The following is a 16,240-nucleotide window of genomic DNA, read 5'->3' as shown; positions in this document are numbered from 1 at the left end:
ACATATTGTGTTTTATATTAAAAATATTTGGAAATATTGGAATATATGGTTTATTGTAAAAATTTAACAGAAGATTTAAACAGCTTGTTAAAACTGTTGTTAAATCCCCTGTTAAAGACTTTAAAACACTTCTACGCCAACTCCTGCTCAGTAGGCTCAATCACAAAATCCTCAAGCCCCGACACAATCTTAATCCCCGGCACTTGGCCGTCTGAAAAACGCTCTTTTTGATTCAGGATGGCATCTTTGTCGATTTCCTTTTTTGTGCGGACAAACTCGGCAAAGGCGGATTTCTCCGAGAGCCACGCCAAGACGGCAGCCACGCCCGTTACCTTGACGGATGGCGGACGGATGCGCCATTTAATCAGGCCGGTGGTAAAGTCCACAGTTTTGGTTTTACCGTTTTCCGTCAGCTCGTCCTTATGTGCCTCGCAGTATGCGGCCACACGTTCGGTCAGGCTCATGATTTCGGCACACATCGGCGCAGCTTTGGCGGCATATTCTTCTTCGATGACCGCTTTTTTGTCTCCGGCTTCGGTTTCCAGGCGTTTGACTTCGCGCTGCAAATCGCCGATTTTACGGATAAACGCAGTAACTTCCGCTTTGTCTTGTGCCGCTTCGATAGCGGGTTGTTTGATTCGGGTTTTAGCCATTTGCTTTTTCCTCCAGTTTGTTGAGTAGTTGATATACTTCGCTTGCTTCAAATCCTTTAGTCTCAGCAAAACTGATAAAGGCATCCCAGTCTTGCTCTAAATATTCGTCCAATAGACGGTACTCATGCGGTTCAATCATGATGTTTTCCTTTAATCTTGATCTGATAAGTCTCGTAAAATTTGACTTAAAAAATTCTCGTGGAGTGCTGTTTGCCTTTTTCTCAGATAGCCTGCTGCAGCATGTCCGGCAAAGATTGCAGGAGTTTTTTCACTATCATCTCCCAATCCTTTGATTTCAAAATCAAATAAGCTTTTGGTACTATCTTTAATGGTAATAATGACTTTAGCCATTTTCTTTTTCCTTTCTTAGTTTACTTTTCGGTCTGCATCTCTCAACTGTCTTGCCAGTTGCAATGCTTTTAAATTAGTGACAGCAGCCTTGATAAATCCTTCCGTATCTCGGGCGGCATCACTGCATACGCTGTCTAAAAATTCCGTTGTCAACGCAGCCATCAGGTCGGGAGCTTGATACTCACCGTTTATCTTGATTTCGGGCAACTCGACGCGACACTTCCCATTTTCCGCAATGATTTTAAAAACATACTCTTTCATTTCACTTACCTTTCTTGTTTAAAACATCTTTCACTTCCGCCATTTTCTGACGGCCTTTTTCCTTATCCGGCGCGGGCTTTGCCAGCATCGCCCTTGGTATCAACCGTGGCGGCAGGTTGCGGAGCAGTTCGGCGGGGTGCGGCCATGTTTCCGCCGCCTGCAATACCTTAAACCCCGTCTGAATCCGTATCGGGTCATACTCCGGCGAGACGATTTCTTTTTTCTCCATCAGTTTCCGATACCAAATTTCCGCAACTACCGGCATATCCTGCGCTGCCGGTCGGTTGGGTAGATTGAGCGCGGCAAGCAATGTAAAACCTGAAGCGATTTCTCGTTTCGCCCAATCTTCTCCTGCCCATTCGCCCAAGGCTGCCACACCCTGCCGCAGCTTGGACGGTGCGCCGCCTTCGCCCCCTCTCCCCGTGGGAGAGGGCTGGGGAGAGGGCACCCCCGAACCCTGCCACTGGCTGATAATCTCCAGCAAATAACCATGCGACTTTAAGGGCAGTTTCAGACGGCCTTGGTCGCGGGCATTAACGGTTTCATTAAAACCGTGAATCCAAGCCTCGGTAGGAGCGGGGAAACAAACCCCGTCGCGTGCCGCCTCCTGTGCCTTAATCATCGGCAGCAACTCATTCAGCAGTTTCGCGGTACGCGCCCAAGAGAGCTGGGACTTGGCGGGGCGGAACAAACCGATATACCGTATCGCCGCCTTGCCCATTTCAGCATCCATCTCCAACACAGCCCGCAATACAGACGATGCGTCGGCATCGTTGATTAAGCTGTCCAGACTATGCACCGCCCCGCAGTTCGGGCATTTGATGTTCATTGTTTATCCTTCCAAACATCGCCACCAGCCTGTACATTTCCATTGCCTTTTACGATTTGAACATTACCTGCCAAGTGATTTTCAAGTTCAGCTTGTTTATCGATCCATGTCTTAAACTCTGACCAAGTTTCAAACTTAGTTTGCTTGTCACGCATCAACCTGCCCAACTTAATGCCCAGATAAGACAAAAACATCAAACCGCTGATAAATGTCCAAAACACTGAGGCTGACCAATGGCTGATATACACACAAAACCCTAACATCGCCCCCGTGAAAACATCCTTGATGATGCTTTCCAAAACACTTTCACTCGCGTTGTACGCAACAAAGTTTTTACTTCTGATTTCAATCATTTAACCACCCCAAGAATCGCCAAAAACGCCACAAGGACAACAATCAACCCAAAAAACATACCGCAGGCATCCAAAACAACAGCTTTAGTCCGCTGCTTAAACCAGTTTTCAATCAGGCTCATCAGTGCCAAAACCACCAGTGCCAAACCAATCAGCCCGCAGATCAAGAGATAAATCATCATTCCAATGCTCATGACGCTTCTTCCTTCAAAAACGTTATCCAATGTGTCTGTGTTTGGTTTTGCTTATGCTTCATGCTAACGTGCCCAATAAGTGGTTCTACGTTAGTCAGAGCAAGAATCTCTTTCACAGGGATTTGATTTTCACTCCACTTAAAAATCAATATGCCGTCAGGACGCAATACCCGGAAACACTCAGCAAACCCTTTACGAAAATCTTCTCTCCACTCATTGCCCAACACCCCGTATTTTTTTGCAAGCCAAGATTTTTCTCCCGCTCTTTGTAAATGAGGCGGATCGAAAACCACTACTGCGAACGTGTTGTCAGGAAAAGGGATATTTGTAAAATCCATAACCACATCGGGATTAATTTCCAGTTTGCGCAGATATTTCCGGTCTTTCAGTAGATGGATTTCTTTGCGTTTATCGCCGAAAACAGCTTCAGGGTTATTTTTATCGAACCACATCATCCGGCTGCCGCAACACGGGTCTAATACCTTCATCACGCTTCCTCCCATAAAGTTATCGCCCGAGCCAAAGTTTCCGCCTCCGCCGTTTTCCACATCCCGTCCGGCGCACGCGCGGCAATCACAAATCCCTCGCCGTCCTTCTTCATGAGCATCAGCTCGCCACGGTCTTCGATCCATTCGGTAATTTCTTTTTGATTCATTTCTTAAATCCTTTTAAATCAACATCTTATATTTTCAATAAGGCAAAAAAATATAGAGCAACATCAACGACTTACCGTTTTAATTGTCGTCATGCCATTTACCTGTCATGTGCAACACGACGATTCGGGCCAGCATTTCAAGCCAAATCCCCAGCAGCACCAACACCGCCAATCCGACAACAAACCAAATCATTTTTTCTCCTCCTTCTTGTCAACAGGCCGTCTGAAACGCGCCTGATATTCTTCGATTTCACGCTCCCGGCTTTTTTGCGCCATTCGCGCCGTCGTACGCCTGCGGTGTTGTCCCCAAGCCTGCCAATCCGTATTACGTCGTCCGAAACTCATTTCACACATCCTTTCAAAATCGCCTTATCACCATATTTCGCGCGGATTTCCTTTACCGCCCGATCCAAAGCCTCTTGTTTCGCCGTAGGGCTCAATGGCTTATCGCTCATAAACAATCCCCTTCATTTTTTCCTCCGTACTCATCGACTCGTATTGCTCGCCCAAGGCTTGAGCCTCCAAGTCCGCCATCCGCTCGCGGCGTGACATTTCCAACTTCGCCGCCGACACCACCGGCTTAGAGCAGCTGTGAAGCATCGTTCCCACCAAAACCGCCCAAAACAACAACCAAAAAGCCAAACCGATCCACTTGGTTTTCCGTTCGCAAAACAAATTAGACATTTTCCTATTTCCTTATAAATCAATTACTTAATATTTTCTTAAGGCAAAAAAATTATTGCGCACCCAATCCGCCTTAACCTGCGCCGCCCATTCCTTGGCTTCCTCTTTGCTCTCGAAGCGTTTCCGCAGTCGGCGGATTTGCAACCATGCGAAGCCTTCTTTCCGCTTGCCGCGTATATCCGCACGCCAAATCTTCCGCCGTTTATGGGTTTCATAATCGTGCCAAGTGTCCTCATAGACTCCGGCGTGTACCGCATATTCGTGTCTCATTTCAGCCAACCTTTTTACGCTTTTCGCATGGTTTAATTTCACACTTTTGACATGCCCGCCAGTGCTGCATTTTGATAGGGTTATGCGTCGGAGCGGGGGAGAGAGAGATTTCAATACATTCGGCTCGTTCCATCCGTCGACCTTCAAACGGACACATCACCTTGCGAAATACATCCGCCACTTTCGCAGCAACTTTGTCAGGCTTGCCGTTGTATTTGCCGTTCAAAATCAGACTGATGCTTGTCGCGCTGTATCGGAGTTTTGCCGCAGTCTTCATCAGTCCGTCTTTCTCGACCTCTTCCTTCAAAACCGCGTACCAATCTTCTTTCATATAATCTTTTTTATTCATAATCAGGAACCTCCCTTAATACAATTTCGTTTATATTTGGGTCGTACACCTCTCTGACAGCCAGCAGCTGCGGTGCTTTCGACCCTGTATTCTTCAAAAGGACAAACGATTTTTTCCGAGCGTTGCCCGTATTTTTCAGATAACCCGCTGCTTCAAGGTGTTGAGCATAAACCTTGGCCATACTGCGGCTGACAGGGTGTGTCATATTGACGTGGGCCGTCAGGCTGTCCAAGTCAAAGGTTTTCAAAATCCGCATCGTTCGCCACAAGGCTTCCGTTACCGGACATTTCACCGGCTGACCGTCATCAGACAAGCGGGGCGCATCCACACCCGCATCCCGCTCCAGTCGGTATCCGTACGGGCTGCAAAAGTCCGAACCCTTCTGTATCGACACAAACCCGCCTTTATTAAGAGCTTTCAGATACGTGTACACCGTATTCCCGCTCAGTTGGCAGGCTTTGGCGATTTCAGAGACCGTCTGAAGCCTGTCCTTATTGCCCCGCAGACAGTTCCAAATCTCTTGTCGGCGGTTGCGGGGCTTCGTCAATGTCGTCACGCTCATAATTTGACCCCGCGTTTAGGTGCTTCGCCCTTGTACAGATCGGCTTTCGCACAAACCTCGCGCGTTACCGTATCCAAGCCTTGCTGGTTGGCAAGCTCCAACAGATTGACCAAATTGACCGTTACGCGGCGTACCGAGCCGTGCGCCAAATCCACCAAATAAGACAGCGCATCTTTTTCAAACGTCAAATCAGGTGCGTAAACCTTCGCCAACTCTTCCGCGTCTGCCAAATCGACAGGCTGCGCAGGTACCCAAGCCAACACGCGACCGTGGAAACGCTCGAATTTCTTCAGCTTGGTCGGCAACATCTCCTCGCCCACCAACATCAGCGGGGCTTGGCTGCCCTCGTAGATGTCGCGCACCAGCTCGACCAATCCCTTATGCGTAACCAAATAGTCCGCCTCATCCAAAATCAACGGACGTTGGCTGGCGGCCAACTGTTCGCAGATCACATCCAAACAACCCGCCGCCGTCCGGGCAGGCGGCAAGCCCATCTCGAAGCAGATTTTTTCCAACAGCGTCTTTTTGCTCCATGCGCTGCGCAGCTGGACATAGTAAGCTCGTGTCTCATTCGCCACCGCCACCGTCGCCGTCGTCTTACCGAAACCCGAAGGGCCGTACAACACACCCAAACCCGGCAAACCGTCCTGACGGTTAACCAAACGCTCCATCGCAACGGAGACCAAAGACAGATTGTTGATATTTGCAATTTTCATTTTTAAAATCCTTTTAAATTAGTGAATAAACCTTGTTTAAAACCCCGAAAGGTCGTCTGAAATCAAGCCAGCATCGCCCGTTTGGACAACGCCTTATACTCATTGCTTTGCGGATACCGCTCCAGCCATCTTTGCGCCTGCGGCGGCAAATCCGTCTGACCGCAAAGACGCTGATACAGCGCAAACCGCTCCGATGCTTCGGACGGTACCGACCATCCCGCAGCAGCTTCCGTTTCAGACGGCATTTCCACCGTCTTCACTGCCACAGCCTCGACCGTTAAATCGTCCTCACGGTTTCGGCGTGCTGCCAATGCGGCAGCCTTAGCCTTGATTTGACCCATATCCAGCACCATCCCCCCGATATTGACCGAGTCCTGATGTTCGATGGTCGGTACGCGGCGTTCTTTCAGGATGTTTTGTTGTTGAAGCTCGTTGCGTTTCAGACGCTCGTCGTTGCGTTTGTCTTCCGCGCGCTCCAAGACGCTGACAGGCATATAATCCGTCGAATTTCCATGCCATTCCGCTTTGCAGATAAGGCGGCCGACATCGTCGTAAATCCAAACCCAAAGCGCGTCCTGCACGTCGTAGCCGACCCTGACCGTTTCGCCGTTGAACTCCATCAGTTCGGCGGAATAATAAGTATTGCTGAACAGCGATACCTCTCCGCGCCGTACCGTGCGCATCACCTGCGGTCGGAACAAATACCCTTCCTCCTCCGGCGACACTCTCGGCGGCTCGCCAAACTCCGCCACCTTCAAAGCCCAAAACTCATTAGGCGACATATGCCGGCGTTTGCCATCGCGGTCGGTAAACTTAGGCAGCGAACGGTGCGGTCGGTCGTTATATTCGTCCACCACCCGTTCGATATAGCCCTTAAACTCATCCCAAGTAGGAATCGGCGAATTCAAAATCTTCCCGTGCAGGCGGACTTCCTTACGCGACAACTTAAACAGCTTCTGCCGCGCCTCGTCGTCCATATTTTTTCCCACAAAAGACGGCAGGTTCGCCGCCGCCCGTGTGAAAATATTATGGCTGCGTTCCGACGCGCCCTTCGCTTGCGAGTTATAAGCCCGCGAATGCGTCATCGTCATACCCAGCCTGCCCATCAGACCCGTTGCCTCATCCGTCATCATCAAGTTTTCAAAGCCACGACCCCAGTCCACATACCAAAGCGCACCGATGGCCGCGCGGCTCGCGTGGCTTAAAGCCTCAAGCACGGTAAACCGGCTTTCCGCCAGCCCCACGCTCCAGCCCATACACCGTCTTGTGCCAACGTCCAAAACCGTCGTAATTTCAGGTCTGAACGGCAGCCCCGATAACGGATTCAACACCTCCGCATCAAACGTATGACCGTCGGCGGTGTAGATGGCGGCAGGTTTCAAGTGCAGGAAATCGCGCCGTTTGTGCGGCAGGATATTTTTCAAATCCCGCGCGCCGCGTCGTCCGCGTTCACGCTCCACATTGCCAAGCTTGCCCAACCACCGGCGCACCTGATGGATACTCGGCACATCGCCCCCTCTCCCCGTGGGAGAGGGTTGGGGAGAGGGCAAAGCCTCCAGCCTGTTCACAAACAAGCGGTAAGCTTCAGAAACAGAAGGCTTCATCGGCAGCCGGTAGCATTCCAAAAACACCGGCAGCCAAGACGGGACGTTCATATCCTCGGTTCTAGATTTCGGCGCGAGGCTGTTAGATTCCCGCGCCGCAAACCACCTCTTGATGGTCCGTACGCTCGGCAGCTTCCCACCGCCGCCGCGCCCGTCGGCAGCCAAAGAAAACAGCTTCGCAATATGCTCGAAGCCAGGCATCTTCGCCTGCGTCAAAACAGTCGTCATCGCCGCCTCCTTCGACACACCCGATTCCGCCATTACCAGCTCGACCGCAGACAAAACCCCGCGTCGTGCCGATTCGCACAGCCGTTGTTGCTCCGTCGAGCCGTCCGCAACGCCGATGGTAAGCTGTCCCCCTCGCACATCGGGAGAGGGCAGCCCCGCCTCCTCGCCGCCTTTTTCTTCATAAGAAGACAGGGGGGCGGGCAAATCTGACAAACCGCCCAAAACCTCGTTCAGCTTCTTCGCCTGAATCAGTTTCAACACCTCTGGGGGCGGTGCATATTCGCGGCGTTTGCCGTTTTTCCCACCCTGACAAGAGGCTTCAATAAAAGACCACTTCTCTCGTTCAACCTTATATAAGATTGCTCTGTTCGTCTTAGGAAATTTTTCCAAGTTCATTTCCAATAACTCGGAAATCGAATAATGCGTTTTCATGCTGCCGCCTCTTTATATAAATAAGCATAGCGGGGGCGGATGCGCCGCCCGTCTTTCGTCCACCGTTCAGGCCACAGCTCATACAAGGGCTTGCCCAACACTTTCGCAATCGCCATCTCGCCGGCAGTCGACGGCTTTCTCAAAGCCTGACGCACTGTGCTTTCGCCTATACCTGCCATCGCAGCCACATCGGCAAGCGACAGTCCCTTCATTTTGATTTCCGCCCGTATCATTTCAGGATGCATACCACTCATCGTTTTCCTTTCTTTATTATCTAGACAGGTCGTCCGCCGTTTCAGACGACCTGTTTAACCTTATTAAATTCGACGAATAAAGTTCCAAGTATCAGCATTCAAACCTATAGCACAGGCATCGTAATAACCGCCTTTCACTTCGGTTTTCTCTCCACCCAACCATTCGATGACGAATTTTTTAGTCTTCCCGCGACCATATTCCAATATCCGCCCCACTGTACTTTCTTGATTCATATCCCAATCGTTCATCTGCATAATATTTGCAATGTGCTTCATTTTGATTCCTTTCTGTATAAAGTATCTAAGCAAAACCGCTTAATCGGTCGTCCGAACCGTTTCAGACGACCTGTTAAACAGTCTCCTTCCTGACGGGCCGAATACCCGTCATTTTTTTGGCTATTTCCAAATTGTTAAAGAACACTGCAAAATCGGTTATACTGTTTTAAAGTTGCCGTTTCGCTGTTTTTAAAATTATATAACTTGGAAATTATTTCGCAACTAAAATTTCCATGCTTTTCTATGTTGTTTTGACAAGTGATTGTTTTAAATATGAAAATAATTTCTAAGATTTTTTCCATGTTTTTAATTGGAGCATGGAAATGAAAGAGCCAAAATTCAGCATCTCTGAAATTCAGAATTTGATTACCCAGTTGAATCTGATAAGCCTGCCGAATACAACACGCGCCATTCAATACAGGGCAGAAAGAGAACATTGGGAATATGAAGAAGCACCTTCACAAGGTGGGAAGAAAGGTGTTAAAAGAATCTACCCTCTTCCTCCTTATGTTATTGATGAATTGGAACAAAAAGGCTTGCTCCATTTGATAGATGGCGCGGAAACAGACACACCGCTTGAAGTCCGCAACACTCAACCCGATGTAGCGCATATCGAAAATATGGATTACGCAGACTGGGCGGCACGTCAGGATACGCGCGACATCGTACCCGTCCGCTATTACAAAGAAGTCTTCGCCAGCGCAGGCAGCGGCGCAATACCGTGGGATACCAACCCCGAAGCCATGTGGTTCCGAACCGCCTTCTTCAAACACCTGCAGCTCTCCCCCGCAGACTGCTTCTGTACCCGTATCGACGGGGACAGCATGTTTCCAACCCTAATCGACCAAGGCACCGTCCTATGGCAAACCGCCACGCGCTACACCCGGGAAGGAATCTACCTCTTCCGGCAACAAGACGAACTCCGAGTCAAACGCCTGCAACGCCTGACCGCCGATACACTCAACATCATCAGCGACAACCCAAATAAATCCATCTACCCGACAACCCAACTGACCCTGTCCGCCTCCACCCCCGCCGACTTCCAAATCCTCGGCAAATACCTCTGGAGCTGCGGCATATCAAAATAAACAACTTCCCGATAATTCCCATGACAAAAAAAGCGCGAAACCGACAAAAAACTGTCAGATTTCGCGCTTTTTTCGCAATTCTAAAATTTCCCCCACTTTTTTAAATTTCCTTAGTCTTTCAATAATTTCCGCCTTTTTTTCTCGTTATATATCTATGACAAAACTAACACCACCCCACATTAGGCAGTGGCTTAGCTTTCTTATGACGTATCTCCATCAATAAACTTTGGGGTGAAAGCGATCGGATAAGAGTATTACCGTAGATCGATTTACTTTTATCGGGATAAGAATGGATTAATTGCCAATATTCAGGTTTGTCATATCTTATTTTTTCTGCATAAACAGGTTGTATCAATAAGGTGATCAGTATGAAAAATAGGGTTTTATTCATAGACGAGATTTTGCAAATAAGCTATCTAAAAACACATATTGATGTTTTCAGGGAGCTTTAAAGCTTTTGACTGCTCTTTATTACTGTATTACTGTCCGCGTAAAAACAACGCATCCAATTCTTTTAAAGTCAGTTTGACCCATGTCGGACGGCCGTGATTGCACTGGTTGCTACGCGGTGTGTTTTCCATATCGCGCAGGAGTGCGTTCATTTCGGGCAAAGTCAGTTGGCGGCCGGCGCGGACTGAGCCGTGGCAGGACATGGTGGCGAGGATGTGGTTTTCGTGTTCCTCGATGGTTTGGCTGCTGCCGACTTGGGCGAGTTCGCCCAATACATCTTTGGCCAGTGAAACGACGTCGGCTTTGCCGAGCATGGCGGGAACTGCGCGGACGGCAAGGGTATTGCCGCCCATGTCGGACAATTCCAGGCCAAAGCCTGCCAGCGTTTCGGCGTGATCGGCAAGGGAGGCGCATTCTTCGTGGGACGCGGCGAAGGTAACGGGGATGAGCAAGCGTTGGCTTTGCAGGTTGCCGTTTTCCTGACGTTGGAGTTTCATTTTCTCGTAGTTGACGCGTTCGGCGGCAGCGTGCATATCGATGAGCAACAGGCTGTCTTCGGCTTGGGCAAGGATGTAGATGCCTAAGAGTTGGGCGATGGCGAAGCCTAGTGGCGGCAGTTCGGATTGGGAGGGAAGGCCGTCTGAAAGCGGCGTATCTGTTTGGGGAGTAGGCGTTTCAGACGGCATATTACCGAAACATGCCTGCTCGAATTGGCTCAACTCAAGGTCGATGTCGTCGGTTTTTTTGTAGAGCTCGGCGTAAGTATTCATGGCCGCGCGGCTTTCGCGCAGAGACAGGCTGCGTTGTTGCGGCGCACGCGAGGCTTGGTAGGGCATGGGCGCGGTTTTGCCTGATGGACCAAAGGCATTGCGTGTATCGGGTTTGTTGCCTGTTGGGTAGTTGGATGCGCTATCAAACAGATTTTCGCTGTTGTTTTCAGACGGCATTGGTGCAGGAGTAACGCCGGTAATGTCATGCAACACTTCGCCTGCATTGCTGACGCTTTCGGTCAGGTCGGCGCGTGTATCGGCAAGGGCTTTGTTGAGCGTGTGGAACACGAGTTGGTGCACCTGCTGGCTGTCGTGGAAGCGGATCTCTGTTTTGGTCGGGTGGACGTTGACATCCACGGCTTCGGGCGGCAGGTCGAGGAAGAGGACGAAAGCAGGCGTCAGCGCGTTGTGCAATACGTCGCGGTATGCCTGCTTGACGGCATGGAGCATGACTTTGTCGCGGACAAAACGATGGTTGACGAAGCAGTATTGTTTGTCGGTTTTGCCTTTGGCAAAGGTCGGCTTGGCAATCGCGCCATAAAGCCGCAGCGCGCCATTGCCGCTGTCAATTTCCAATGAGGCCGTCTGAAAATCATCGCCGACAATGGCGGCAATCCGTTCATGCAGGCTTTGTGCAGGAAGTTTGAATACTTGTTTGCTGTCGCGTTTGAGTGAGAAGGCAATGTGCGGATGCGCCAGAGCGAGGCGTTCGAGCATGGTGGCGCAGTGGGCGTATTCGGTGTTTTCAGATTTGAGGAACTTGCGCCGCGCGGGGGTATTGAAGAAGAGTTCGGCAGCTTCGATGGTGGTGCCGACGGGGTGGGCGGCTGCCGTAGGACTGCTGAGTTTGCCGTCTTCGGCTTTGACTTGGGTCGCGTGCGAACTGTCTTCTTGACGGCTGGTCAGGGTCAGGCGGCTGACGGAGGCGATACTGGCCAAGCCTTCGCCGCGAAAGCCCATGCTGGCAACGTGTTCCAAATCGTTTAAGGTTTTGATTTTGCTGGTGGCGTGGCGGTGGAGCGCAAGCTCGATGTCGTCCGGATGGATACCGCTGCCGTTGTCGCTGACGCGAATTAGGCGGATACCGCCGCCGGCCAGCTCGACATCAATCGTTGTCGCTCCTGCATCGATGCTGTTTTCAACGATTTCTTTCAAGGCGTTGGCAGGACGTTCGACCACTTCGCCGGCGGCGATTTGGTTGACAAGATGGTCGGGCAGGGCGGCAATTCGGGACATCGGTTTCTTTCAAAAAGCAACGGCGGAAGGGGAATTTACAGGTATTTGCGCATCAATTCGCATTCGACGCGGACGGTTTTGTTCAGTTGCAACACGGCAGTGCCGAGCGATTCATAACGGTTGAGGCGATAGAAAGGCACGGAATTGAGCGAGGCATACAGTTTGAGAAAGCTGAGACCTGCATTTCGTGCCATTTCTTCGGAGCGGCTGAGCAGGGCCGTGCCCAAGCCGAGATTGTGGAAGAGCGGATGGACGTATAAGGCGTCCAGTTGCGCTTCTTTGAAATCGACTTGGAAGAAGCCTTGAATCAGCCCTTTGTATTCGACCACCCACAAGGCTTTGTTTTTATCGGAGATGGTTTCCAAATAGCTGTTGATGTCGAGCAGACTTTCCCATGCGTGCATAATGGTTTCATCGTAACTGCGGATGCAGGCGTATTGAACGGCATGCAGATGGGCGTTGTGTATGGCTTGGCAGTCTTTTTCGGTTGCCGGACGGAGGATGGTCAGAAGGCTCATGGCGGATGGTCGGAAAAATTGATTTCAGACGGCCTTTGGCAACCAAAGGCCGTCTGAAAAAGTGGGTAAGGTTACAGGCTTTGATGTAAGGTTTGTGCAGTTTGGAACGCGTTGTCCGCATCATTGGCCAAGACGGTAAAGTGGCCCATTTTTCGGCCTTTGCGCGCGGCTTTTTTACCGTAAAGATGCAGATGTGCATTCGGGTTGCTTTGCAGCGGCAGCCATTCGGGTTCGTCGCCGTCTTTCTTCCAAACGTCACCCAAAATATTCGCCATACAGCAAGAGCTCAGCAATTTGGTGTCAGCCGGAGGCAGGTTGCACATCAGGCGAACCTGTTGCTGGAATTGGTCTGTCGCGCAGGCGTCGATGGTATGGTGGCCGGAATTGTGCGGACGCGGGGCGATTTCGTTGACGACCAATTCATGTGTGTCGCCGACAACAAACATTTCTACTGCCAATACGCCGACGTAGTTCAACCCATCGGCCAAACGCTGCGCCATTTGTCGCGCTTGTAGCTGAATGTCGGCACTCAGTCGTGCAGGGACGATGGAGTAGGCGAGGATACCGTTTTCGTGAATGTTTTCGGCAGGGTCGAAAGTTTGCACGTTGTCATTGTTCAGACGGCATACGATAACGGAAATCTCGCCGCGCAAGTCCACCATTTTTTCCAAAACGCAATCCACGCCGCCGTGTTCGGCAAACGCGGCTTTGAGTTCATCCAATGTTTTTACGCGGATTTGGCCTTTGCCGTCGTAGCCCAAAGTGGCGGTTTTCAGGATACCGGGCAGAAATTGTATGCTTTCTTCAGTGATGTCTTCGGTCTTGCAAACTGCTTGATACGGCGCGGTTTGCAGGCCTGCTTTGCGTATCCATGCCTTTTCCTGAATGCGGTTTTGCGCGATGGCAACACAGTCGCCGCTGGGGGAAACATTGGTGTGTTTGGCGAGAAAACGCATCGCGTCGGCATTGACGTTTTCAAACTCAGTCGTAACTGCCGCGCATTTTGCCAATTCTTCCAAAGCAGTTTGGTCGTCAAACGGCACGCATAAATGACGGTCGGCAAATTCTGCTGCCGGCGCATTCGGGTCGGGATCGAGTACGGTTACTTTGTAGCCCATGGTTTTGGCAGCAACAGTAAACATTCTGCCTAATTGTCCGCCGCCAAGAATGCCGAGCATAGCAGGAGGGAGGATGGGGGATGTGTTCATGGATAATCGCTTTATGAAGAAATTGGGTAGGGTGTTTGCAGGCCGTCTGAAAATGGTTTTACGGCTTCAGACGGCCTGATGTTTTAAAGTTTGCCGATAAATTGCGGCGGAACGTTTTCAGTTAACCATACGCCGTTGTCCGCCAAATAAAATTGATGTCCTGCTGCAAGCATGGCGACAGTGTCGATGGTCAATACAACCGGTTTGCCGTGGCGAGAGCCGACGTTGACGGCTGTTTCGGCATCGGCAGACAGATGGACAAAATGACGGGAGGCAGAATGCAGACCTTGTTCCAATATAGACGGAACAGAGCGCTCAGCCGTACCGTGATACAAAATCTGAGGAGGCGTTGCCACTTTGTGTTCAACCTGAACTTGTGCCGTCGAATGACCTTGTGCAGCGCGGATGCGTTTGCCGTCTTCAGAAAGGGTAAACCGTTTTTTATCATTGTTTTCGACCACTTCCAGCAATACTTCGTAGGTCAGCGGATTACCTGTAAAGCCACGCTCGGGATGATTTACCTGCGTCAGTAGGGTATCAATATCCACCCAGCCGTCTTTATCCAAAGTAATGCCGATTTGCTCGGGATGGTGGCGCAAGATAAAGCTGAGGAATTTGCTGACGGATTTTAATTGTTTTTCGTTGAGTATCATAATCTTGTTGTTTATTTATTTCAGAGTGCAGGCCGTCTGAAAATTATTTATCCAATCCTTCTTGCACCATTTGCGCTGCGCGGATTACTGCGCGGGCTTTGTTTTGGGTTTCCTGCCATTCGGAGGTTGGGTCAGAGTCGGCAACTACGCCTGCGCCGCTTTGGACGAAGAGGGTATTGTTTTTAATCACGGCGGTGCGGATGGCAATGGCCAAATCCATGTCGTTGTTGAAACTCCATACGCCGACTGCGCCGCCGTAGATGCCGCGTTTGCTCGGTTCGACTTCTTCGATGATTTCCATGGCGCGGACTTTGGGGGCACCGGAAAGTGTGCCTGCCGGGAAGGTGGCGGCGAGGATGTCCATGTTGGTCATGCCGTCTTTCAGACGGCCTTCGACATTGGAGACGATGTGCATCACATGGGAGTATTTTTCAATCACCATTTTGTCGGTGACTTTGACTTCGCCGGTTTTACTGATACGGCCGACGTCGTTGCGTCCTAAGTCAATCAACATGACGTGTTCGGCAATCTCTTTGGCATCGCTCAGCAGGTCTTGTTCGTTGGCAAGGTCTTCGGCTAGTGTTTTGCCGCGCAGGCGTGTACCGGCGATAGGACGGACGATAACATCGTCGCATTCGCGGCGGACGAGGATTTCGGGCGAAGAGCCGACAATATGGAAATCGCCGAAATCGTAGTAGAACATATACGGCGATGGGTTCAGCGTACGCAGGGCGCGGTAGAGGGCAAGCGGATTGTCGGTAAATTCCATGCTCATGCGTTGGCTGGGGACAACCTGCATGCAGTCGCCTGCAAAGATGTAGTCTTTGATTTTGTTGACGCAGGCTTTGAAAGGTTCTTCTCCAAATTCGCTGACTGCTTGCGTCTGCTTGCTGCCGAGGGAAAGCGGGATGGCGCAACTTTGGCGTAACTGGGTACGGATGTCTTCAAGACGTTCGCGCGCGTGTTCGTAGCTATTGGCTTGAGAGGGATCGGCATAAACAATCAGGTAGATTTTGCCGCTTAGATTATCCACTACGGCAAGCTCTTGCGAGAGCATCAGGAGGATGTCGGGCGTACCGAGCGGATCGGCTTTGGCTGTATGTTTCAGGCGGTGGGCAAAATGTTCGAAATTGTAGATGGTTTCATAACCGAAATAGCCGACCAGGCCGCCGGTAAAGCGCGGCAGGCTTGGGATTTCGGGCGTTTTGAAGCGGTTGTGGAAGGCTTCGATAAAGGGCAGGGGATTGCCGTCGTGTTGTTCGACGATTTCGCCGTTTTGATACACATCGACATGTTTGCCGCTGGTTTTGAGATAGTGGCTGCAAGGCAGGCCGATAAAGGAATAGCGGCCGAAGCGTTCGCCACCGACAACGGATTCGAGCAGGTAGGTGAAAGGCTTGTTGGCAAGTTTGAGGTAGATTGAGAGCGGTGTGTCCAAGTCGGCAAGCAGCTCTTGAACGAGTGGAATGCGGTTGTAACCTTGTGTGGCTTGGGCTTGGTATTCTTGTTTGCTGATCATCTTGATAAGTCTTTCAGACGGCCTGTTTTAGGGTGTTAAATCGTGTGAAGAGTATAGCATTTTATTGGGATTGTTGACAGTCTGAGCGTTATGTCAGATATAGAAAACGCCGTCTGAAAAAGACGGC

The 16,240-nt window shown here is 50.6% G+C and carries 25 protein-coding genes; 2 read left to right on the top strand and 23 right to left on the bottom strand.

The annotated features are described in order from the left end of the window. Window positions 1-131: 131 nt before the first annotated feature. From ACTHSA_RS04085 to ACTHSA_RS04010, 16 genes are all read right to left on the bottom strand, one after another. Window positions 132-653 (bottom strand): host-nuclease inhibitor Gam family protein, encoded by a 522-nt coding sequence (locus ACTHSA_RS04085; RefSeq protein WP_049343832.1) that lies wholly within the window; start codon window positions 651-653, stop codon window positions 132-134. Then, window positions 646-792, bottom strand: a complete 147-nt coding sequence (locus ACTHSA_RS04080; protein WP_168162674.1) for a hypothetical protein — start codon at window positions 790-792, stop codon at window positions 646-648. Before ACTHSA_RS04080 ends, ACTHSA_RS04085 begins: the two co-directional genes overlap by 8 nt. Before the next feature lie 11 nt (window positions 793-803). Next, window positions 804-1,004, bottom strand: coding sequence for a hypothetical protein (locus ACTHSA_RS04075; protein WP_049230751.1), 201 nt, complete (start codon window positions 1,002-1,004; stop codon window positions 804-806). Window positions 1,005-1,019: 15 nt separating this feature from the next. Then, complete coding sequence (locus ACTHSA_RS04070; RefSeq protein WP_049343831.1) at window positions 1,020-1,265, bottom strand: hypothetical protein; 246 nt, start codon at window positions 1,263-1,265, stop codon at window positions 1,020-1,022. A gap of 1 nt (window position 1,266) precedes the next feature. Then, entirely contained in the window at window positions 1,267-2,094 is an 828-nt protein-coding gene (locus ACTHSA_RS04065; protein ID WP_070646210.1) for a hypothetical protein, read from the bottom strand. Then, window positions 2,091-2,447 carry a hypothetical protein gene (locus ACTHSA_RS04060; RefSeq protein WP_070646213.1) on the bottom strand — a complete coding sequence of 119 codons (357 nt, stop codon included), beginning with the start codon at window positions 2,445-2,447 and terminating at the stop codon, window positions 2,091-2,093. The genes ACTHSA_RS04065 and ACTHSA_RS04060 overlap by 4 nt, the downstream gene beginning before the upstream one ends. Further along, window positions 2,444-2,641, bottom strand: coding sequence for a hypothetical protein (locus ACTHSA_RS04055; protein ID WP_049343825.1), 198 nt, complete (start codon window positions 2,639-2,641; stop codon window positions 2,444-2,446). Before ACTHSA_RS04055 ends, ACTHSA_RS04060 begins: the two co-directional genes overlap by 4 nt. Then, complete coding sequence (locus ACTHSA_RS04050) at window positions 2,638-3,129, bottom strand: methyltransferase domain-containing protein (protein WP_070646216.1); 492 nt, start codon at window positions 3,127-3,129, stop codon at window positions 2,638-2,640. Before ACTHSA_RS04050 ends, ACTHSA_RS04055 begins: the two co-directional genes overlap by 4 nt. Beyond that, entirely contained in the window at window positions 3,129-3,296 is a 168-nt protein-coding gene (locus tag ACTHSA_RS04045; RefSeq protein ID WP_168162972.1) for a hypothetical protein, read from the bottom strand. The genes ACTHSA_RS04050 and ACTHSA_RS04045 overlap by 1 nt, the downstream gene beginning before the upstream one ends. A gap of 189 nt (window positions 3,297-3,485) precedes the next feature. Continuing rightward, the gene (locus tag ACTHSA_RS04040) at window positions 3,486-3,641 is read right to left on the bottom strand and encodes a hypothetical protein (RefSeq protein WP_168162973.1); all 156 of its coding nucleotides are present in this window, start codon (window positions 3,639-3,641) and stop codon (window positions 3,486-3,488) included. 99 nt (window positions 3,642-3,740) lie between these two features. Continuing rightward, the gene (locus tag ACTHSA_RS04035) at window positions 3,741-3,980 is read right to left on the bottom strand and encodes a hypothetical protein (protein ID WP_063076373.1); all 240 of its coding nucleotides are present in this window, start codon (window positions 3,978-3,980) and stop codon (window positions 3,741-3,743) included. A 27-nt stretch (window positions 3,981-4,007) separates the two neighbouring features. Further along, on the bottom strand, window positions 4,008-4,250 hold the full coding sequence (locus ACTHSA_RS04030; protein WP_025457345.1) for a toxin PIN: 243 nt from the start codon (window positions 4,248-4,250) through the stop codon (window positions 4,008-4,010). A 1-nt stretch (window position 4,251) separates the two neighbouring features. Continuing rightward, window positions 4,252-4,599, bottom strand: a complete 348-nt coding sequence (locus tag ACTHSA_RS04025) for a hypothetical protein (protein ID WP_083314034.1) — start codon at window positions 4,597-4,599, stop codon at window positions 4,252-4,254. Then, complete coding sequence (locus ACTHSA_RS04020; protein WP_440378811.1) at window positions 4,592-5,161, bottom strand: hypothetical protein; 570 nt, start codon at window positions 5,159-5,161, stop codon at window positions 4,592-4,594. The genes ACTHSA_RS04025 and ACTHSA_RS04020 overlap by 8 nt, the downstream gene beginning before the upstream one ends. Then, on the bottom strand, window positions 5,158-5,877 hold the full coding sequence (locus ACTHSA_RS04015; protein ID WP_049358176.1) for an AAA family ATPase: 720 nt from the start codon (window positions 5,875-5,877) through the stop codon (window positions 5,158-5,160). Before ACTHSA_RS04015 ends, ACTHSA_RS04020 begins: the two co-directional genes overlap by 4 nt. 62 nt (window positions 5,878-5,939) lie before the next feature. After that, window positions 5,940-7,532, bottom strand: coding sequence for a Mu transposase C-terminal domain-containing protein (locus ACTHSA_RS04010; protein ID WP_440378810.1), 1,593 nt, complete (start codon window positions 7,530-7,532; stop codon window positions 5,940-5,942). Between the two features lie 61 nt (window positions 7,533-7,593). On the opposite strand from ACTHSA_RS04010, the gene ACTHSA_RS04005 reads away from it, so the two are divergent. Then, a complete protein-coding gene (locus tag ACTHSA_RS04005) occupies window positions 7,594-7,893 on the top strand; it encodes a hypothetical protein (RefSeq protein ID WP_440378809.1) in 300 nt (99 codons plus the stop codon). Between the two features lie 244 nt (window positions 7,894-8,137). On the opposite strand, the gene ACTHSA_RS04000 is transcribed toward ACTHSA_RS04005, so the two are convergent. Together ACTHSA_RS04000 and ACTHSA_RS03995 are read right to left on the bottom strand one after the other, a co-directional pair. Continuing rightward, window positions 8,138-8,395 carry a helix-turn-helix domain-containing protein gene (locus ACTHSA_RS04000; RefSeq protein WP_049352586.1) on the bottom strand — a complete coding sequence of 86 codons (258 nt, stop codon included), beginning with the start codon at window positions 8,393-8,395 and terminating at the stop codon, window positions 8,138-8,140. A gap of 63 nt (window positions 8,396-8,458) precedes the next feature. Then, window positions 8,459-8,671: a hypothetical protein gene (locus ACTHSA_RS03995; RefSeq protein WP_049352588.1), complete on the bottom strand. Its 213-nt coding sequence runs from the start codon at window positions 8,669-8,671 to the stop codon at window positions 8,459-8,461. Between the two features lie 323 nt (window positions 8,672-8,994). Here ACTHSA_RS03995 and ACTHSA_RS03990 point away from each other — a divergent pair, with 323 nt between their 5' ends. Continuing rightward, entirely contained in the window at window positions 8,995-9,759 is a 765-nt protein-coding gene (locus ACTHSA_RS03990; RefSeq protein WP_063076376.1) for a S24 family peptidase, read from the top strand. A gap of 479 nt (window positions 9,760-10,238) precedes the next feature. Here ACTHSA_RS03990 and mutL read toward each other — a convergent pair whose 3' ends face one another. The 5 genes from mutL to trpE all read right to left on the bottom strand — a co-directional run bounded on the left by mutL (window position 10,239) and on the right by trpE (window position 16,113). After that, entirely contained in the window at window positions 10,239-12,215 is a 1,977-nt protein-coding gene (mutL, locus tag ACTHSA_RS03985) for a DNA mismatch repair endonuclease MutL (protein WP_070587751.1), read from the bottom strand. A 35-nt stretch (window positions 12,216-12,250) separates the two neighbouring features. After that, window positions 12,251-12,733, bottom strand: coding sequence for a GNAT family N-acetyltransferase (locus tag ACTHSA_RS03980; RefSeq protein WP_004519810.1), 483 nt, complete (start codon window positions 12,731-12,733; stop codon window positions 12,251-12,253). Between the two features lie 71 nt (window positions 12,734-12,804). Next, a complete protein-coding gene (locus ACTHSA_RS03975) occupies window positions 12,805-13,941 on the bottom strand; it encodes a 5-(carboxyamino)imidazole ribonucleotide synthase (protein ID WP_070625381.1) in 1,137 nt (378 codons plus the stop codon). Between the two features lie 83 nt (window positions 13,942-14,024). Then, on the bottom strand, window positions 14,025-14,594 hold the full coding sequence (locus ACTHSA_RS03970; protein ID WP_004519807.1) for an RNA 2'-phosphotransferase: 570 nt from the start codon (window positions 14,592-14,594) through the stop codon (window positions 14,025-14,027). A gap of 43 nt (window positions 14,595-14,637) precedes the next feature. Next, window positions 14,638-16,113 (bottom strand): anthranilate synthase component I, encoded by a 1,476-nt coding sequence (gene trpE, locus ACTHSA_RS03965; protein WP_039862151.1) that lies wholly within the window; start codon window positions 16,111-16,113, stop codon window positions 14,638-14,640. Between the last annotated feature and the right edge of the window lie 127 nt (window positions 16,114-16,240).

It is taken from the genome of Neisseria sp. P0008.S002, assembly GCF_051962805.1.
In the GTDB taxonomy this organism is placed as follows: Bacteria; Pseudomonadota; Gammaproteobacteria; order Burkholderiales; family Neisseriaceae; genus Neisseria; species Neisseria perflava.
Note: the sequence above shows the minus strand (reverse complement) of the source record. Positions and strands in the feature narration are given on the sequence as shown.

What these genes read in the sequence shown, in the direction of transcription:
- ACTHSA_RS04020 (WP_440378811.1), bottom strand. Translation starts at nt 5,161, where the DNA reads ATGAGCGTGACGACATTGACGAAGCCCCGCAACCGCCGACAAGAGATT.
- ACTHSA_RS04065 (WP_070646210.1), bottom strand. Translation starts at nt 2,094, where the DNA reads ATGAACATCAAATGCCCGAACTGCGGGGCGGTGCATAGTCTGGACAGC.
- ACTHSA_RS03980 (WP_004519810.1), bottom strand. Translation starts at nt 12,733, where the DNA reads ATGAGCCTTCTGACCATCCTCCGTCCGGCAACCGAAAAAGACTGCCAA.
- ACTHSA_RS03975 (WP_070625381.1), bottom strand. Translation starts at nt 13,941, where the DNA reads ATGAACACATCCCCCATCCTCCCTCCTGCTATGCTCGGCATTCTTGGC.
- ACTHSA_RS04025 (WP_083314034.1), bottom strand. Translation starts at nt 4,599, where the DNA reads ATGAATAAAAAAGATTATATGAAAGAAGATTGGTACGCGGTTTTGAAG.
- ACTHSA_RS03990 (WP_063076376.1), top strand. Translation starts at nt 8,995, where the DNA reads ATGAAAGAGCCAAAATTCAGCATCTCTGAAATTCAGAATTTGATTACC.
- ACTHSA_RS04005 (WP_440378809.1), top strand. Translation starts at nt 7,594, where the DNA reads ATGGTCCGTACGCTCGGCAGCTTCCCACCGCCGCCGCGCCCGTCGGCA.
- mutL (WP_070587751.1), bottom strand. Translation starts at nt 12,215, where the DNA reads ATGTCCCGAATTGCCGCCCTGCCCGACCATCTTGTCAACCAAATCGCC.
- ACTHSA_RS04015 (WP_049358176.1), bottom strand. Translation starts at nt 5,877, where the DNA reads ATGAAAATTGCAAATATCAACAATCTGTCTTTGGTCTCCGTTGCGATG.
- ACTHSA_RS04085 (WP_049343832.1), bottom strand. Translation starts at nt 653, where the DNA reads ATGGCTAAAACCCGAATCAAACAACCCGCTATCGAAGCGGCACAAGAC.
- ACTHSA_RS04080 (WP_168162674.1), bottom strand. Translation starts at nt 792, where the DNA reads ATGATTGAACCGCATGAGTACCGTCTATTGGACGAATATTTAGAGCAA.
- ACTHSA_RS04030 (WP_025457345.1), bottom strand. Translation starts at nt 4,250, where the DNA reads ATGAGACACGAATATGCGGTACACGCCGGAGTCTATGAGGACACTTGG.
- ACTHSA_RS04010 (WP_440378810.1), bottom strand. Translation starts at nt 7,532, where the DNA reads ATGAACGTCCCGTCTTGGCTGCCGGTGTTTTTGGAATGCTACCGGCTG.
- ACTHSA_RS03970 (WP_004519807.1), bottom strand. Translation starts at nt 14,594, where the DNA reads ATGATACTCAACGAAAAACAATTAAAATCCGTCAGCAAATTCCTCAGC.
- ACTHSA_RS04045 (WP_168162972.1), bottom strand. Translation starts at nt 3,296, where the DNA reads ATGAATCAAAAAGAAATTACCGAATGGATCGAAGACCGTGGCGAGCTG.
- ACTHSA_RS04000 (WP_049352586.1), bottom strand. Translation starts at nt 8,395, where the DNA reads ATGAGTGGTATGCATCCTGAAATGATACGGGCGGAAATCAAAATGAAG.
- ACTHSA_RS04050 (WP_070646216.1), bottom strand. Translation starts at nt 3,129, where the DNA reads ATGAAGGTATTAGACCCGTGTTGCGGCAGCCGGATGATGTGGTTCGAT.
- ACTHSA_RS04055 (WP_049343825.1), bottom strand. Translation starts at nt 2,641, where the DNA reads ATGAGCATTGGAATGATGATTTATCTCTTGATCTGCGGGCTGATTGGT.
- ACTHSA_RS04040 (WP_168162973.1), bottom strand. Translation starts at nt 3,641, where the DNA reads ATGAGTTTCGGACGACGTAATACGGATTGGCAGGCTTGGGGACAACAC.
- ACTHSA_RS04075 (WP_049230751.1), bottom strand. Translation starts at nt 1,004, where the DNA reads ATGGCTAAAGTCATTATTACCATTAAAGATAGTACCAAAAGCTTATTT.
- trpE (WP_039862151.1), bottom strand. Translation starts at nt 16,113, where the DNA reads ATGATCAGCAAACAAGAATACCAAGCCCAAGCCACACAAGGTTACAAC.
- ACTHSA_RS04070 (WP_049343831.1), bottom strand. Translation starts at nt 1,265, where the DNA reads ATGAAAGAGTATGTTTTTAAAATCATTGCGGAAAATGGGAAGTGTCGC.
- ACTHSA_RS04035 (WP_063076373.1), bottom strand. Translation starts at nt 3,980, where the DNA reads ATGTCTAATTTGTTTTGCGAACGGAAAACCAAGTGGATCGGTTTGGCT.
- ACTHSA_RS04060 (WP_070646213.1), bottom strand. Translation starts at nt 2,447, where the DNA reads ATGATTGAAATCAGAAGTAAAAACTTTGTTGCGTACAACGCGAGTGAA.
- ACTHSA_RS03995 (WP_049352588.1), bottom strand. Translation starts at nt 8,671, where the DNA reads ATGAAGCACATTGCAAATATTATGCAGATGAACGATTGGGATATGAAT.